The organism is Microbacterium sp. HA-8 (assembly GCF_046111165.1).
GTDB lineage: Bacteria > Actinomycetota > Actinomycetes > Actinomycetales > Microbacteriaceae > Microbacterium.
This window is the reverse complement of sequence record NZ_CP162025.1, coordinates 73,273-89,067: the sequence shown is the minus strand read 5'-3', so window position 1 is coordinate 89,067 and position 15,795 is coordinate 73,273. Positions and strand designations below refer to the sequence as shown.

At 70.3% G+C, this 15,795-nt stretch carries 14 protein-coding genes; 8 read left to right on the top strand and 6 right to left on the bottom strand.

The genetic code is table 11. The features are described from left to right. Window positions 1–34 precede the first annotated feature (34 nt). The 3 genes from uraD to hpxO are packed head-to-tail and all read left to right on the top strand — an operon-like array spanning window position 35 to window position 2,105. A complete protein-coding gene (uraD, locus tag AB2L57_RS00445; RefSeq protein WP_292812441.1) occupies window positions 35–547 on the top strand; it encodes a 2-oxo-4-hydroxy-4-carboxy-5-ureidoimidazoline decarboxylase in 513 nt (170 codons plus the stop codon). Beyond that, window positions 544–882: a hydroxyisourate hydrolase gene (gene uraH, locus AB2L57_RS00440; RefSeq protein ID WP_292812443.1), complete on the top strand. Its 339-nt coding sequence runs from the start codon at window positions 544–546 to the stop codon at window positions 880–882. Before uraD ends, uraH begins: the two co-directional genes overlap by 4 nt. A 29-nt stretch (window positions 883–911) precedes the next feature. Beyond that, window positions 912–2,105 (top strand): FAD-dependent urate hydroxylase HpxO, encoded by a 1,194-nt coding sequence (gene hpxO / locus AB2L57_RS00435; protein ID WP_292812446.1) that lies wholly within the window; start codon window positions 912–914, stop codon window positions 2,103–2,105. A gap of 241 nt (window positions 2,106–2,346) precedes the next feature. On the opposite strand, the gene AB2L57_RS00430 is transcribed toward hpxO, so the two are convergent. Then, entirely contained in the window at window positions 2,347–3,861 is a 1,515-nt protein-coding gene (locus AB2L57_RS00430; RefSeq protein ID WP_409047798.1) for a nucleobase:cation symporter-2 family protein, read from the bottom strand. Window positions 3,862–4,220: 359 nt separating this feature from the next. After that, complete coding sequence (locus AB2L57_RS00425; protein ID WP_292812450.1) at window positions 4,221–4,745, bottom strand: adenine phosphoribosyltransferase; 525 nt, start codon at window positions 4,743–4,745, stop codon at window positions 4,221–4,223. A 199-nt stretch (window positions 4,746–4,944) separates the two neighbouring features. Between AB2L57_RS00425 and AB2L57_RS00420 the strand changes: the two genes are divergently transcribed. The 5 genes from AB2L57_RS00420 to sufU all read left to right on the top strand — a co-directional run bounded on the left by AB2L57_RS00420 (window position 4,945) and on the right by sufU (window position 10,921). Then, window positions 4,945–6,633, top strand: a complete 1,689-nt coding sequence (locus AB2L57_RS00420) for a glycoside hydrolase family 13 protein (RefSeq protein ID WP_292812452.1) — start codon at window positions 4,945–4,947, stop codon at window positions 6,631–6,633. A 51-nt stretch (window positions 6,634–6,684) separates the two neighbouring features. After that, entirely contained in the window at window positions 6,685–7,728 is a 1,044-nt protein-coding gene (locus AB2L57_RS00415) for a LacI family DNA-binding transcriptional regulator (RefSeq protein WP_292812455.1), read from the top strand. Further along, complete coding sequence (locus tag AB2L57_RS00410) at window positions 7,725–8,939, top strand: amidohydrolase (RefSeq protein WP_292812457.1); 1,215 nt, start codon at window positions 7,725–7,727, stop codon at window positions 8,937–8,939. The genes AB2L57_RS00415 and AB2L57_RS00410 overlap by 4 nt, the downstream gene beginning before the upstream one ends. A gap of 261 nt (window positions 8,940–9,200) precedes the next feature. Further along, window positions 9,201–10,481: a SufS family cysteine desulfurase gene (locus AB2L57_RS00405; protein WP_292812459.1), complete on the top strand. Its 1,281-nt coding sequence runs from the start codon at window positions 9,201–9,203 to the stop codon at window positions 10,479–10,481. Further along, window positions 10,478–10,921: a Fe-S cluster assembly sulfur transfer protein SufU gene (gene sufU, locus AB2L57_RS00400; protein WP_292812462.1), complete on the top strand. Its 444-nt coding sequence runs from the start codon at window positions 10,478–10,480 to the stop codon at window positions 10,919–10,921. The genes AB2L57_RS00405 and sufU overlap by 4 nt, the downstream gene beginning before the upstream one ends. Window positions 10,922–10,958: 37 nt before the next feature. Here the strand turns inward: sufU and AB2L57_RS00395 are convergent, their stop codons facing one another. From AB2L57_RS00395 to AB2L57_RS00380, 4 genes are read right to left on the bottom strand one after another with little or no spacing between them, the layout of a single operon-like run. Further along, window positions 10,959–12,419 (bottom strand): sulfatase, encoded by a 1,461-nt coding sequence (locus tag AB2L57_RS00395; RefSeq protein WP_292812464.1) that lies wholly within the window; start codon window positions 12,417–12,419, stop codon window positions 10,959–10,961. Further along, on the bottom strand, window positions 12,416–13,948 hold the full coding sequence (locus AB2L57_RS00390) for a sulfatase-like hydrolase/transferase (protein ID WP_409047797.1): 1,533 nt from the start codon (window positions 13,946–13,948) through the stop codon (window positions 12,416–12,418). The genes AB2L57_RS00395 and AB2L57_RS00390 overlap by 4 nt, the downstream gene beginning before the upstream one ends. Next, window positions 13,945–14,967, bottom strand: coding sequence for an aliphatic sulfonate ABC transporter substrate-binding protein (locus AB2L57_RS00385; RefSeq protein ID WP_409047796.1), 1,023 nt, complete (start codon window positions 14,965–14,967; stop codon window positions 13,945–13,947). The genes AB2L57_RS00390 and AB2L57_RS00385 overlap by 4 nt, the downstream gene beginning before the upstream one ends. Window positions 14,968–14,980: 13 nt before the next feature. Next, window positions 14,981–15,793: an ABC transporter ATP-binding protein gene (locus AB2L57_RS00380; RefSeq protein ID WP_409047795.1), complete on the bottom strand. Its 813-nt coding sequence runs from the start codon at window positions 15,791–15,793 to the stop codon at window positions 14,981–14,983. Window positions 15,794–15,795 lie beyond the last annotated feature (2 nt).

The following is a 15,795-nucleotide window of genomic DNA, read 5'->3' as shown; positions in this document are numbered from 1 at the left end:
CATTCGCGAAACGTGCCGCGGGTAACGTGACGTCGTGCTCCTTCAGGATTTCAACACCGTGGATGCTGCCGAGGCGGCCGCCCTCGTCCGCGTCTGGGCCGACATCCCGAGCTTCGTCGACGGCATCGTCGCGTCGCGGCCCTACACCTCGGTCGACGAGGTCGCCGCGCGGGCATCGCAGCTCGCCGCGGCGTGGGACGAGGCCGACCTGGACGCGGCGCTCGCGCACCACCCCCGCATCGGCGAGAAGCCCACGGCGTCCGGCGCCGAGGGCGACGCCTCCCGCCGGGAGCAGGCATCGATGGCCTCGGCGGGCGAGGATACGACCGCACGGATCGCGGACGGAAACGCCGAGTACGAGCGCCGGTTCGGCCGTGTCTTCCTGATCCGGGCGGCCGGCCGCGCTCCCGAAGAGATGCTCGCCGAGCTCGAGCGCCGGCTCGCGAACGACCCCTCCGACGAGTGGCGCGAAGCCGCTGCGCAACTCGGGGAGATCGCGGTGCTGCGCCTGCGCGGCGCCGTGACGGACGACAGGATGGGCGCATGAGACCGCACCTGACCACCCACGTGCTGGACGCCGCGACGGGTTCGCCCGCACCGGGCGTCGCCGTTGCGCTGGCCACAGCATCCGGAACGCCCGTCGCCGAGGCGACCACCGACGCCGACGGGCGCGCGGGCCTCGGCCCGGAGCAGCTCGACGCGGGCGTCTACGCCCTGACCTTCGCGACGGGCGCGTACTTCGCGGCGCAGGGCGTCGACACCTTCTACCCTTCGGTCACCGTGACGTTCAGCGTCGAGGTCGCGGACGACGGCACCAGCAGGCACTATCACGTGCCACTGCTGCTGAGCCCGTTCGCCTACTCGACCTACCGCGGCAGCTGAGCGCCGCGGGCAACGTTCGGAGGATCCCCATGAAGGTCATCGTCATCGGCGCCGGCATCGGCGGCACGAGCGCCGCGATCGCGCTGCAGCGCCTCGGGCACGAGGTCGTCGTCTACGACAGGATGCGCGAGAACAAACCGGTCGGGGCGGCGCTGTCGCTGTGGTCGAACGGCGTCAAGGTGCTCAACTGGCTGGGCCTTCGTGACGAGGTCGCAGCCCTCGGCGGCCTCATGGACGACATGGCCTACTACGACGGACACACCGGCGAGACGCTCTGCCGCTTCAGCCTCGACCCCGTCACCGTGCAGACGGGCCAGCGCCCGTATCCCGTCGCCCGCGCCGAGCTGCAGGCGCTGCTCATGGAGCGCGTCGGCATGCCGAACATCCACCTGTCGATGCAGCTGGTCGGCATCGAGCAGCACGAGGACGGCGTCACGGCGACCTTCGCCGACGGATCGACCGACACCGCCGACATGCTCATCGGCGCCGACGGTGCGCGTTCGTTCACGCGCGACTACATCACCGCCGCGCGCGGCCTTGCCCCGATCGAACGCACGTATTCGGGGTACACGAACTTCAACGGGCTCGTCCCGGCCGACCCCGCCGTGGGCCCGCTCGACCAGTGGACGACATACGTCGCCGACGGCAAGCGCTGCGCCGTGATGCCCGTCGCGGGCGACCGCTTCTACTTCTTCGTCGATGTGCCGCAGCCCGCGGGCGTCCCCTATGACCGGGCCGAGGGCGCGGCACCGCTGCGCGAGGCGTTCGGCAACTGGGCGCCCGGCGTGCAGGTGCTGCTGGATTCCATCGATCCCGAGGTGTCCCTCAACCGCGTCGAGATCTGGGACATCGACCCCTTCGACACATGGGTGCACGGACGTGTGGCTCTCCTGGGCGACTCGGCCCACAACACCGCACCCGACATCGGTCAGGGCGCGTGCTCGGCACTCGAGGACTCGTTCGCCCTTGGCATCGTGTTCGCCACGAACACGCTCGGCGTCGAGGACTCGCTGCAGCGGTACGAGAAGATCCGCGCCGAGCGGGCCGGCGAGCTCGTCGCGCGGGCGCGCAAGCGCGCGTGGGAGACGCATGCCTTCGACCCGGCGGCGACGCAGGAATGGTACGACGGCCTGCGTACCGAGGACGGCACGGGCATCATCCGCGGCATCGTGGGCAACATCGTCGACTCCCCCGTCAACCTCGGCGGCGGCATCCTGACCTGACGCGCTGCTGTCGCGGCGCGGCGCGCGGCGTTCGTTCCCTCGGTCTTTGCGGCGCGGCGTTCGTTCCCTCGGTCTTTGCGGCGCGGCGCGCGTTCACGCCCTCACCCGTTGCCGAACCCACATTTTTGCAGCGAACCACCAGCCGACGCGTGGTGGCTCGCTGCAAAAATGTGGGTTCGGCGCGTGGCGGCACGGTCCAACCCCACCGCGAGCGGGCGACGGGATGCTGTCGCCCGCCGCATCACGGACGTTCGGGCGGCGCGGGGGCCCCAGCATCCCGATCGGTGTCGAGCACGTGCGTCGGGATCAGTCCCGTGCCCTCGGCCTGCGGGTGCACGAGCGCCGCCGCGGCGGGCCCGCGCACGGCGTCGGACGCGTCGAGTTTGGGATCGGCGGCGTGGTCTCGGCGCATCTCGTCGGAGTTGAGCAGCAGGTTCAGCAGGATCGCCGTGATCGCGCCGGCGCTGATGCCCGAGTCGAAGATGAGGGTGAACCACTCGGGGAACTGGTCGTAGATCGTCGGGGTGACCGTCGGCAGCAGCGCGACGCCGACCGAGATCGCCACGATCAGCACGTTCTTGTTGTTGAAGTGCACCTTCGCCAGCGTGCGGATGCCGGACGCCGCCACCATGCCGAACAGTGCGATGCCCGCTCCACCCAGCACCGCCCTCGGCACGCCCTCGACGATCGCCGAGATCTTGGGGATCAGCCCGAGCACGACGAGGATCACGCCGGCCGCCGTCGCGACCCATCGCGAGCGCACGCCCGTGAGCGAGACGAGTCCGACGTTCTGCGCGAAAGCCGTGTAGGGGAATGTGTTGAACACGCCGCCGATGACCGTGCCGAGGCCGTCGGCGCGCAGACCGTCGGCGAGCTGCCGCCGGTTGACAGGCTTTTCGACGATCTCGCCGACGGCGATCATGTCGCCGGTCGTCTCGGTCATGATGACGATGCCGACGATGATCATCGACACGATCGAGGCGACCTGGAAGGTCGGCAGGCCGAAGTGGAAGGGCGTCACGACGCCGAACCATGCGGCCTCGCCCACGTGCGACCAGTCGACCATTCCCGGCACGAAGAGCGCCGCGATGGTTCCGACCAGGAGTCCGAGCAGCACCGACACCCGCTGGAGGGCGGGCGGCGCGAACCGCTCGATCAGCACGATGAACAGCAGCGTGCCGACCGCGAACCCGACATTGATCGGCGGTGCACCCTCGGTCGACCCGTCGACGATCCAGCCCGCGGCGACCCGCATGAGCGAGAGGCCGATGATCAGGATGACCGTGCCCGTCACGATCGGCGGGAAGAAGCGCAGCAGCTGCGCGAAGAACGGCGCGATCAGGATCATGAACAGACCGCAGGCGATCGTCGCCCCGAAGATCGCCTGGATGCCCTCGCTCTGACCGATCGCGATCATCGGGCCGACCGCGGCGAACGTGACGCCCTGCATCAGCGGCAGCCGCACGCCGAAGCGCCAGAATCCGACCGACTGGATGATCGTCGCGATGCCGGCGACGAAGAGGTCGGCGCTGATCAGGAACGCCATGTCCTCTGCGGAGTACCCGAGCGCGCCGCCGACGATCAGCGGCACGGCGACGGCGCCCGCATACATCGCGAGCACGTGCTGCAGCCCGAGGGGGAACAACCGGGCGAGAGGCGGGATGCTGTCGACCGTGTTGGCCTGAGCGCGCGCCGCGCGCGCGGCCTTCTTATCCGTCGCGTCGGACGTGCCCGGTTCGGTGTCTGTGGTCGCCATGCGCTGCTCCGGTCTCGCGAGGGAAGGACGGTTGCGGCAGAGACGGCGACGTGCCCGCCGCGGTGCTTGGGTGCGACCGTAGGGCCGCGCTGCAGACGACGCCAGGCGCGGCGGGCGATCGTCGCGGACTCTTCACACCGGCGTTACGCCGACGCAATCCACGCCCTCGGGCGGCAGGGCCGGAGCGCGGCGCCCTCAGCGCGGCGGGCCGGGCCGCGCCGCGCACGGCGTACGCCCGGCCGGCGGGCCACGGGCCGCGGACGGCGAACCGACATTTTTGCAGCGAACCACCATCCGACGCCTGGTGGCTCGCTGCAAAAAAAGTGGGTTCGGCGCGAACGAGAGGCGCCCCGCACGCCTCAGGCGTGGAAGACCGCGTGCACGTCCTCGCCCGCAAGCGCCCGCCCGCCGAGGTCGTCGAGCTCGATCAGCACCGCGGCGCCCGCGACGACACCGCCGAGCGAGGCCACGAGCGTGCGTGCGGCCCCGATCGTGCCCCCGGTCGCCAGGACGTCGTCGAGCAGCAGCACCCGGCATCCGGCCGGTATGTCGTCGTGCGCCTCGATCGTCGCCGTGCCGTACTCGAGGGCGTAGTCGACGGATGCCGCGGGCCGGGGCAGCTTGCCGGCCTTGCGGATCGGCACGAGGCCGACGGCCGCGACCGTCGCGGCGGCTCCTGCAAGCAGGAAACCGCGGGCCTCGATGCCCGCGACGACATCGAAGCGCCCCGCGAACGGCGCGAGCATCGCCTCGATCGAGGCGCGCAGTCCGGCCGCATCGGCCAGCAGGGGCGTGATGTCGCGGAACAGGATGCCGGGGCTCGGATAGTCGGGAATGACGCCGATCAGGGACTCGGCGCGCGCGAGGGCATCGGGTTCGGGCACGACGTTCACCCTAGCGGCGGGCGGTGTTCCGACCCAGGCGGTCAACATTCCGGAGACTTCGACCCCGCACCCGCGTCAACCCCCGAAACGACGCGGGCCCGCCGCCGGCACCATCGCGTTCATCCGGAATGTTGTGCGCTTCGCGCCCGCAAGGCCGCCGCGGAGGGTCCATGCAAGCGCTTGCATTACCCTGGGGCGCATGACTTTCACGCAGGAGAACACGTCCGCCCTGCACGCGGATGCCGCCCCCGGCGCCGAGTGGTGGCGCAGCGCCGTGATCTACCAGATCTATCCCCGCTCGTTCGCCGATGCCTCGGGTGATGGCATCGGCGACCTGCCGGGCATCACGAGCCGGCTCGACGACCTGCAGACGCTCGGCGTCGACGCCATCTGGCTGAGCCCGTTCATGACCTCCCCGCAGAAGGACGCCGGCTACGACGTCGCCGACTACTGCGACGTCGATCCGATCTTCGGCACGCTCGCCGACTTCGACGACATGCTCGAGGCGGCGCACGCACGCGGCATCCGCGTCATCGTCGACCTCGTCCCCAACCATTCCTCCGACCAGCACGAGTGGTTCCAGGCGGCGCTGGCGGCCGAACCCGGCAGCCCCGAGCGCGCGCGCTACATGTTCCGTGACGGCAAGGGGGAGCACGGCGAGCTGCCGCCCAACAACTGGGAGTCGGTGTTCGGCGGGCCGGCCTGGACCCGCGTCGAAGAGCAGGACGGCACCCAGGGCCAGTGGTACCTGCACCTGTTCGACACCTCCCAGCCCGACTTCGACTGGTCGAACGAAGAGGTGCGCGAGATGTTCCGCGGTGTCCTGCGGTTCTGGCTCGACCGTGGCGTCGACGGATTCCGGGTGGATGTCGCGCACGGCCTGATCAAGAAGCCGGGCCTGCCCGACTACACCCCGCCCGCCGAGGCCGATTCGATGGGTGGCGCCGAGGCCGATGTGCCGTACTGGGGCCAGCCCGCCGTGCACGATGTCTACCGCGACTGGAACACCGTGCTGGCCGCCTACCCGGGCGACCGCGCGCTGTGCGCCGAGGCGTGGCTTCCCACACCCGACAAGACGGCCCTGTGGGTGCGTCCGGACGAGATGCACCAGGCGTTCAACTTCCCGTATCTGCAGACCGAGTGGGATGCCGCGGCCCTCCGCGAGGTCGTCGACGAGTCCCTGCGCGCCTTCCCCGCGGTCGGGGCCCCGAGCACATGGGTGCTCTCGAATCACGACGTCGTGCGCCACGCGTCGCGCCTTGCGCTGACGGCCGAGAACCCGCAGGGCCACGGCATCGGCCCGGACTCGCCCGGGCAGCCGATCCCCGAGGTGGGCCTTCGCCGCGCCCGCGCGGCGACGACGCTGATGCTGGCGCTGCCCGGCTCTGCCTACCTGTATCAGGGCGAGGAGCTCGGCCTGCCCGAGGTCATCGACCTGCCCGCCGACTCGCGTCAGGATCCGACGTGGTTCCGCACCAAGGGCGAGCGCTACGGGCGCGATGGATGCCGGGTGCCGATCCCGTGGACGTCCGAGGCGCCCGCGTACGGGTTCAGCGAGACCGGAGAGGCATGGCTGCCGCAGCCCGCCGAGTGGGCGACCCTCGCCCGCGACGTGCAGGCCGGGGCCGAGGGTTCGACGCTCGAGCTGTACACCGCTCTGCTGAGCGCCCGGCGCGATCACGGTCTCGGCACGGGCGCGCTGCGCTGGCTCGACGGCTACGGCGACGATGTGCTGGCCTTCCGCAACGGCGGCGTCACCGTCGTCGCCAACGTCGGCGCCGAACCCGTCGAGCTGCCGGCGGGTGCGCGGGTGATCGTCGCCAGCGGCCCGCTCGATGGCGGAACGCTGCCCGCCGACACCGCGGTGTGGGTCGAGTCCGGGGCCTGAGCGCCGGATGCCGGCGACGCCGGAGGGCGAACGGCCCGAGGTGAGCGACTCGTGGTGAGCATCAACGACGTCGCCCGCCTCGCGGGGGTCTCGACCGCGACGGTGTCGCGGGCGCTGTCGGGCCGCGGGCAGGTCTCGCCGGAGGCGCGCATGCGGGTGGCGGCGGCCGCGACGCAGCTGGGATACGTCGTCCAGGCAGCGGCATCGAGCCTGGCGTCGGGTCGTACCCGCAACATCGGCGTGCTCGTTCCGCACCTGGATCGATGGTTCTTCAGCACCGTGTTGAGCGGGATCGCCGCCGCCCTCGCCCGGCGCGGCTACGACATCACGCTCTATGCGCTCACCGACGATCCTCACGCTCGGCGCGAGATCTTCTCGACGTTCCTGCGGCGACAGCGTGTCGACGGGGTGATCGCCATCTCGCTCGAGCTCGGCGACCACGAGTCCGCCGAGCTGGCCGCGATCGGCATCCCGATCATCGGTCTCGGCGGCCCCAATCCCCTCTTCCCCTCGCTGACCGTCGACGACGTCGCCGTGGCGCGCGCGGCGACCGCTCATCTGGTGGCACTCGGGCATCGGGAGATCGCCCACATCGGGGCGAGTCCCGAGTTCGACATCGACTTCCACATTCCCACGCACCGGCGCCGCGGGTTCGAGGTCGTGCTCGCCGAGGCAGGGGTGTCCCCGCGCCCCGAACTCTACGAACCCGCGGATTTCACCGTCGAGGGCGGCTTCGGCGCCATCGCGCGGCTGCTCGACCGCCCGAACACGCACCCGACCGCCGTGTTCGCGGCGAGCGACGAGATGGCGATCGGCGCCGTGCTCGGCGCGCGGGATCGCGGCGTGCGCGTGCCCGAGGACCTCTCGGTGATCGGCGTCGACGGCCACGAGCTCGGCGAGTTCTTCGGGCTGACCACGATCGACCAGTTCCCGCGCGGACAGGGCGAGCGGGCGGCCGAGGCGATGCTCGCGATGCTCGAACCGACGACGGATGCCGGGGCCACAGCATCCCCCGCCGTGGTGGGTGATCTGCCCTTCGAACTCGTCACGAGGCAGACGACGGCGTGGGCGCCGGACGTAGGCTCGGTCGCATGAGCATCGATCTCGAGGCACTGTACATCGACCTGCACACGCATCCGGAGCTGTCGTTCCAGGAGACCCGCACCGCATCGGTCGCGGCCGGGCATCTGCGCGATCTCGGATTCGAGGTCGAGGAGGGCGTGGGCATCACCGGCGTCGTGGGGGTGCTGCGAAACGGCGACGGACCCGTCGTATGGCTGCGCGCCGACATGGACGCCCTGCCCGTCGAGGAGCAGACCGGCCTGCCGTACGCGAGCACGCGGCGCGCGTTCAACCCGCAGGGCGTCGAGGTACCGGTGATGCACGCGTGCGGACACGACATGCACATCACGGCGCTGATCGGTGCGCTCGAGCGGCTCGTCGCGGCGCGCACCGAGTGGACCGGCACGATCGTCGCCGTGCTGCAACCCGCCGAGGAGTTCGGCGCGGGCTCGCGAGCCATGCTCGACGATGGGATGCTGGAGCGCTTTCCCCGCCCGGACGTCGTGCTGGGCCAGCACGTCACCCCGTTGCCGATCGGCACCGTCGGGGTGCGCCCGGGCACGCAGATGGCCGCATCCGACGGTCTCACCGTGACGATGTTCGGTCGCGGCGGACACGGTTCGCGCCCGCACGCGACGGTCGACCCGGTCGTCATGGCGGCCGCGACAGTCATGCGGCTGCAGACGATCACGTCGCGCGAGATCGATCCCCGGCACGTCGCGGTGGTGACGGTCGGGTCGATCCATGCGGGCCTCAAGCACAACATCATCCCCGCGGACGCGCGCCTCGAGCTGAGCCTGCGCTACCCCGATGATGAGACGCGCGACCGCGTGCTCGAGAAGGTCGAGCGCATCGTGCACGCCGAGGCGCAGGCCTCGGGGGCACCCGAGCCGCCGCTGATCACGACCGACCACACTCTGCCGCCGACGATCAACGACGCCGCAGCGACCGCGCGCGTCGCCGCGGCGATCGAGGGCGCGCTCGGGGCGGGCAGCGTCGTCGACCCGGGCATGTTCACGGGCAGCGAGGACGTGTCGTGGTTCGCCCGCGACGCCGGCGTGCCCCTCGTGTTCTGGTTCTGGGGCGGCGTGGACCCCGCCGTGTACGCGGCCGCAGCAGCCGCCGGCACGGTGGAGCGCGACATCCCGACCAATCATTCACCCTTCTTCGCGCCTGTCGCGGGCCCCACGATCGATGTCGGCGTCGCGGCGATGGTCGCGGCCGCGCGCGAGTTCCTGGCCTGACGTTTCGGGTTCGGCGGGCCGCCCCGTCGAGCTCCCCGGCCCTGCCGCCCCGGCGCCCTCCCCTCGGCGTTGGGGCGTTGAAATCACCGTGGGGCGTGCTGCTCCGCGCCCCAACGTGGTTCTGACGCCCCAACGCCGACAGATGCCCCTACGCCGACAGACGCCCCAACGCCGACAGATGCCCCGCGGCGCACACGAACGCGCGCGCCCGCACGCACAGCCGCACGCCCCGGGCCTGCGGGCGCGGCGTAGCCTGGAGGGATGAGCACCCCCCGAACGCTCGACGTGGCCGCCGTGCGCGCCGATTTCCCGATTCTCGGCAGGATGCTGCACGACCATCCGCTCGCGTATCTCGATTCCGCGGCGACCAGCCAGAAACCCCGCGCCGTGCTCGACGCCGAGCGCGCGTTCTTCGAATCCGACAACGCGGCCGTCCACCGCGGCGCCCACACCCTGGCCGCCGACGCGACCGAGGCCTTCGAAGATGCCCGAACGACAGTGGCGGGGTTCATCGGCGCCGATGCCGAGAACCTCGTCTGGACGAGCGGCGCGACCGCCGGCCTCAACCTCGTCGCGTATGCGATCGGCAACGCTTCGGCCGGTCGCGGTGGCCGGCCGGCCGCCCGTATGCGCCTCTTCGCGGGTGACGAGATCCTCGTCACCGAAGCCGAGCATCACGCCAACCTCATCCCGTGGCAGGAGCTTGCGGCCCGGACGGGCGCGCGGCTGCGTCACATCCCCGTGCACGACGACGGCACCCTCGATCTCGAGACCGCCGCCCGGTTGCTCACCGATCGCACGCGGGTCGTCGCGTTCCCGCACGTCTCCAACGTGCTCGGTATCGTCAATCCGGTCGCCGAACTCGTGACTCTCGCCGGCCGCGTCGGCGCCCTCACCGTGCTCGACGCGTGCCAGTCCGCGCCGCATCTGCCGGTGGATCTGCCGGACCTCGGCGTCGACCTCGCCGTATTCTCCGGCCACAAGATGTTCGCGCCCTACGGCATCGGCGCCCTGTGGGGCCGCTCCGAGGTGCTCGCCGCTCTGCCCCCGTTCCTCACCGGCGGGTCGATGATCACCTCGGTGACCCTCGACGAGGCCGAGTACCTGCCGCCGCCGCAGCGTTTCGAGGCCGGCACGCAGCCGGTGTCGCAGGCGATCGGTTTCGCGGCCGCCGTGCGGTACCTCGACGACCTCGGGCACGACGCGATCGCCCGGCATGAAGCATCCCTCGCCCGGCGCATGGGGGACGGCCTGCGCGAGATCCCCGGCGTGCGCCTGCTGGGCGATGCCGAGGGGGTCGAGCGTGTCGCGCTGTGGGCGTTCGACGTCGACGGCGTGCACGCGCACGATGTCGGACAGTTCCTCGATGCCCGCGGCGTCGCGGTGCGCGTCGGGCATCACTGCGCGCAGCCGCTGCACCGACGTCTCGGCCTCACCGCGAGTGTGCGGGCGAGCGCGGCGTTCTACAACACCGACGACGAGATCGATCGGATGCTGCAGGCCGTCGCCGACGTGCGCGCCTACTTCGGGGTCGCATCGTGAGCGGGCTCGAATCGCTGTACCAGGAGCTGATCCTCGATCACTCCAAGCATCCGCACGGCCGCGAACTCGCGCCCGAGGAGGGCCGCTCGGCCACCTCCCACCAACGCAACCCCGTGTGCGGCGACGAGATCAGCCTGCGCGTGCGCCTCGCGGACGACGGCGCCAGCATCCGCGACGTCACGTGGGAGGGCGCGGGCTGCTCGATCTCGCAGGCCAGCGCCTCGATGCTCAGCGATCTCGTGAACGGGATGACGGTGCCCGATGCCGGCGCGCTGATCGGTGGGTTCCGGGAGGTGCTGCGCTCCCGAGGTCGGGCCGAGCTCGACGTCGACGAGTACGGCGACGCCGCGGCGCTGTCGGGGGTGTCGAAGTACACCGCGCGGGTCAAGTGCGCGATGCTCGCGTGGGTCGCCCTCGAGGACGGTCTCGCGCGCGCGTAGCGTGCGCGTGGCGCGGACGGAGCCGGCCGCCTCCGGCTCACCGCCGTACCGACGACACCTCCACCCCCGCAGGCACGCGCTGCGACGCATGCGGCCTGTCGCCCAGGCGAGCCTGCTCGTGCCACATTCGCAACTCGAGCTCGTCGCGCACCGCGCGATACGCCGGATCGTGGGCGACGTTGCGCACCTCATCCGGGTCGGCCACCAGGTCGTAGAGCTCCCACTCCCCGGCGTAGGTGAAGGGGCCCGTGCCCGGCAGCCCGAGACCGTCGTTGTAGAAGTAGATGAGCTTGTGGGTCTCGGTGCGATACCCGTAGTGCGCGGGCGCCTTGTGGAAGACGTCGTCGTGCTCCCAGTACCGGTAGTACATGCCCTCCGCGGGCGCCTCGGCCTCGCCGCCCGTGAGGTCCCCGGCGAAGCTGCGGCCCTGCATGCGCGACGCCGGCTCGACGCCGGCGAGCTCGAGGATCGAGCGCGCGAAATCGACGTTGGTGACGATGCCCTCGTGCACGGATGCCGGGGCCACCCGCCGCGGATAGCTCAGCAGGAGCGGCATGCGCAGCGACTCCTCGTACATGAAGCGCTTGTCGAACCAGCCGTGCTCGCCGAGGAAGAATCCCTGGTCGGAGGCGTACATCAGCACCGTGTCGTCGAAATCCCCGCGGGCGCGCAGCCAGTCCACGACCCGGCCGACGTTGTCGTCGACCGACGCGACGCAGCGCAGGTAGTCCTCCATGTAGCGCTGGTACTTCCACAGCGCGGTCGCTTCGTGGTCGAGCCCGGCCGGGGGATCCTGCTTGAGGTCCTCGGCGTTCAGGTGCTCTGCGATGCGCATCGCGGCACGCCGCGCCGACGCGCTGCGGGTGGCGAGGTCGTCGTCCCACGTGCGCGGCAGCGGGATCGGATCGCTGTACATCTGCGCGTGCGCGGCGTCGGGCTGCCACGGCCGGTGCGGCGCCTTGTGCCAGATCAGCACACACCAGGGGTCGTCGCCCTCGAGTCCCTCCAGCCAGCGCAGCGCCAGGTCAGTGATCAGATCGGTCGCGTAGCCGGGCTCGATCCGCAGTCCGTCGGCGCTGAGGAATCTCGGATCGTGGTACTCGCCCTGATCGATCAGCACGTCCCAGTAGTCGAATCCCTCGGGATCGTGGCCCGGGCCCTCGCCCATGTGCCATTTCCCGACGATCGCCGTGCGGTAGCCGGCATCCCGCAGTTGGGAGACGAAGGTGGGTTGGCTCGCATCGAGCGGCGTGACGAGTGTGGTCACGCCGTTGATGTGACTGTGGGTCCCGGTCAGGATGCTGGCGCGACTGGGTGAGCAGAGGGAGTTGGCCGCGAAGCACGAGGCGAACCGCACTCCGCGCGCGGCGATCTCGTCGATGCGCGGCGTCGTGTTGACCACCGAGCCGTACGACGAGATCGCATGCGCGGCGTGATCGTCGGTGAGGATGAGGACGATGTTGGGCCGGCGGTCCGAGCCGTCCCGCGGCGTGCTCACGACACGACCGCGCCGCCGACCGCGCCGTCCGTCGCCGCGGAGTACGTCGATTCGTCGAGGCCCGACTGCGTGGGATCGTAATCCACCTCGCCGACGTCGTACATCGTCGTCATCCAGTGGTAGAACTTGTCGCCGCGATCCCGCAACTGGCGGTACAGACTGCCCATCATGCGGCGTCGTACGGGCTCCATCTCCGGGTGCTCGTACACGTTCATCAGCTCATCGGGGTCGACGTCGAGGTCGTAGAGCTCGTTGACCGAGTCCGGGTTGACCACGAGCTTGTACCGCCGCTCCCGCAGCATGCGCTGCGGGTACGGGAAGTGGTGCCCGTGGAACTCGCACACGATGTCGTCGGCCCACGGCACCTCCTCGGCCCCGACGAGGGGAATGAGACTGCGCGAATCGACGGCGGGGGCAGCATCCACCCCTGCCAGCTCGAGGATCGTCGCCGTGCAGTCGAGCAGGCTGACGAACTCGTCGCGCACGACGCCCTCCGGGGCGCCGGGGATCCGGACGAGACCCGGGGTGCGGTAGATGTCCTCGTACATCGCGGGGCCCTTGTCGTGCAGCCGGTGCGAGCCCGTGAACTCGCCGTGATCGCACGTGAAGAACACCGCCGTCTCGTCGATGAGCCCCAGCATCCGGGCAGCGTCCATCACGCGACCGATCTGCTTGTCGATCAGCGCGACGTAACCCCAGTACACCGCGATCAGCTTGCGCGTCGTCTCGATCGGCATGGTGTCGAACGTCCAGTGCGCGCTGTAGTTGCGCTGCACGGGCGGCTTGCCGTGGAAGTTCTCGGCGATCGACTTCGGCAGCTCGACCAGCTCGGGGTCGACCATGTCGAAGTACTCGTCGGGAAGGATGTACGGCAGGTGCGGCCCGAAGAAATGCAGGGCCAGGAAGAACGGGATGCCGCCTTCTCGGTACTCGTCGGCGTATCGCTCCAGCATCTCGATGGTGCGCGTGGCCAGGTAGTACTCGAAGGTCGCCTCCTCGGGCTGATGCAGCCGCGCGGCGAGCAGGTTGCCCGGCCCGCCGTTGGGCAGCGTCCCGCGGATGCGATCGCTGATCTGGTAGGGCGGCAGCCCGTTCTCCTCGAGGTAGCGGAGATAGTCCTCGTTCTCGACCGGGTTGTGCCAGCCGGGCAGGTCGGGTCCGTCGAACCCGAAGTCCGCCGCGACCTTGTGGGTGCCCACGTGCCACTTGCCGATCAGACCGGTGTTGTACCCGACGCCGCGCAGAGCCTGCGAGAACGAGAACTGCCCGTCGGGCAGGTCCTCGATGTAGCCGACGTTGCGCTCGTTGTTGGCGAGCAGCTTGTGCCGGAACGGCGCCTGCCCGGTGAGCAGGCTCGCGCGGGCGGGCGTGCAGATCGCCGACGGCGTGTACCACCGGTCGAACCGCGTGCCGGTCGCCGCCAGCTCGTCGAGCACGGGCGTCGCCGCGTGCGGGTTGCCGTACGCACCGAGGGTGTCGACCCGGTGCTGGTCGGTCATGAAGAAGAGGATGTTTCTCCGCTGAGTCACTGCCCTGCCGCCAAGAAGAGATCGCCGGTGTAGAAGGTGGACGGGTCGGTCGGATCCGTGAGCTTGCCGGCGCCGACGAAGTAGTCGTTCATCCCGCTGAGCCACGTGTCGATCGTGCCGTCTTCGGTCCAGGTGTCGATCTCGTCGAGCGAGAGCACCTGCACGTTGCCGGCGTCGGCCTCGACCTGCGCCGCGTCGATCGCGAGGAAGTCGGCTGTGAGCTGAATCGTCTCCTCCATGTTGTCGTAGCGGAACTCGATCGCGTCGCGCAGGGCGGCGAGCACCCGCTCGGTCTTCTCGGGGTCCTCGTCCACGACCTCGTTGCCGGCGACGAACGCCGTCGGGAACGCCACCCGGTCCTCGAAGTCGGTGTTGTCGGCGAGCTCGACGAGGTCGGGAACCTGCTGCTTGACGGTCGCGAGCGCGGGGTACCAGAAGCCCGCTCCATCGACCTGTCCCGACGAGAGCGCGGCGACGATGGCGGCCGGTTCCATGGGGACGAGATTGACGTCCTCCTTCGTCATTCCCGCGTCCTCGAGTGCGAGGGTGAGGATCATGTCGCCGGAGGTTCCCTCGGGGACGGCGACCGTCTTGCCCGCGAGCTCTTCGACCGAGTCGATGCCCGGCTGCGCGACGACGCGGTCGGCCTGGCCGAGCGTGTTGATCGCGACGACCTTCGCCTGGCCGGATGCCGGCAGCCACATCGCGCCGGGTCCGATGTAGCCGAAGTCCAGGTCGCCGGTGCCGAGCGCCTGGATCTGGAGGGGACCGTTGGTGAACGACGACGTCGTGACGTTCAGCCCGTGCTCCTCCCAGATGCGCTGGTCCTCGGCGATGGCCAGAAGGCTCGTGCCGTTGAAGTCGGGGATGTAGCCGAAGTTGACGTCGATGGTCTCGAGGGGCGCTTCGCCGCCACCCTCGGACGCCTCGCCGCCGCCGGATCCGGCGCATCCCGCCAGGGCCAGGGCCACGGTCGCGCCGACGGCGACGGTGCCGATCAGCTTGCTGCTGGGTGTCATTGCTTTTCCTCTCTCAAGCCGTCGTCGCCGACGGGGTGGGGCCGACGCGCAGGTCGGGCTCTTGGTGGTACACCGAGTGCCACACGCGGTTGCGCAGGTCGGCGAACTCGGGGCTCAGGCGCACCTCTTCGGTGCGGGGGTAGGGCAGGTTCACGTCGATGACGTCGTAGATGCGGCCGGGGCGGGCGGCCATGACGACGACCCTGTTGGCGAGGAACACCGCCTCGTCCACGTCGTGCGTGATGAACATGACGGTGCGCTTCTCCTGGCTCCAGGTCTCGAGCAGCTGCTCCTGCAGCTTCACGCGGGTCAGGGCATCGAGCGCGCCGAAGGGCTCATCCATCAGCAGGATCGACGGGTTCACCGCGTACGCGCGAGCGATCGCGCACCGCTGCTTCATGCCGCCCGAGAGCATCTTGGGCAGGGCGTCGGCGAACTGCTCGAGCCCCACCATCCGGATGAAGTAGTCGGCCTTCTCGCGCCGCTCCTTCGCCGACATCTTCGCGACCTTGAGTCCGAACTCCACGTTCTGGCGCACGGTCAGCCACGGGAACAGCGCGTACTGCTGGAAGATCATGCCGCGGTCGGGACCGGGCCCGGTCACGCCCTTGCCCGCGACGAGCGCCCTCCCCTCGGTGGGCGTCTCGAGCCCGGCGAGGATGTTCATCATCGTGCTCTTGCCGCAGCCCGAGGGGCCGACGACGGTGACGAACTCGTTGTCGGCGATGTCGAGCGAGACGTGGTCGAGGGCGACGAACTCCTCGCCCTTGAGGGGGAAGATCTTGCTGACGTCCTGAACACTGATCTTGGGGTCTGCGATCGTCACGG

Coding starts and splice junctions, on each gene's coding strand:
- hpxO (WP_292812446.1), top strand. CDS start 912: ATGAAGGTCATCGTCATCGGCGCCGGCATCGGCGGCACGAGCGCCGCG.
- AB2L57_RS00405 (WP_292812459.1), top strand. CDS start 9,201: ATGAGCACCCCCCGAACGCTCGACGTGGCCGCCGTGCGCGCCGATTTC.
- uraH (WP_292812443.1), top strand. CDS start 544: ATGAGACCGCACCTGACCACCCACGTGCTGGACGCCGCGACGGGTTCG.
- AB2L57_RS00385 (WP_409047796.1), bottom strand. CDS start 14,967: ATGACACCCAGCAGCAAGCTGATCGGCACCGTCGCCGTCGGCGCGACC.
- AB2L57_RS00420 (WP_292812452.1), top strand. CDS start 4,945: ATGACTTTCACGCAGGAGAACACGTCCGCCCTGCACGCGGATGCCGCC.
- AB2L57_RS00430 (WP_409047798.1), bottom strand. CDS start 3,861: ATGGCGACCACAGACACCGAACCGGGCACGTCCGACGCGACGGATAAG.
- AB2L57_RS00410 (WP_292812457.1), top strand. CDS start 7,725: ATGAGCATCGATCTCGAGGCACTGTACATCGACCTGCACACGCATCCG.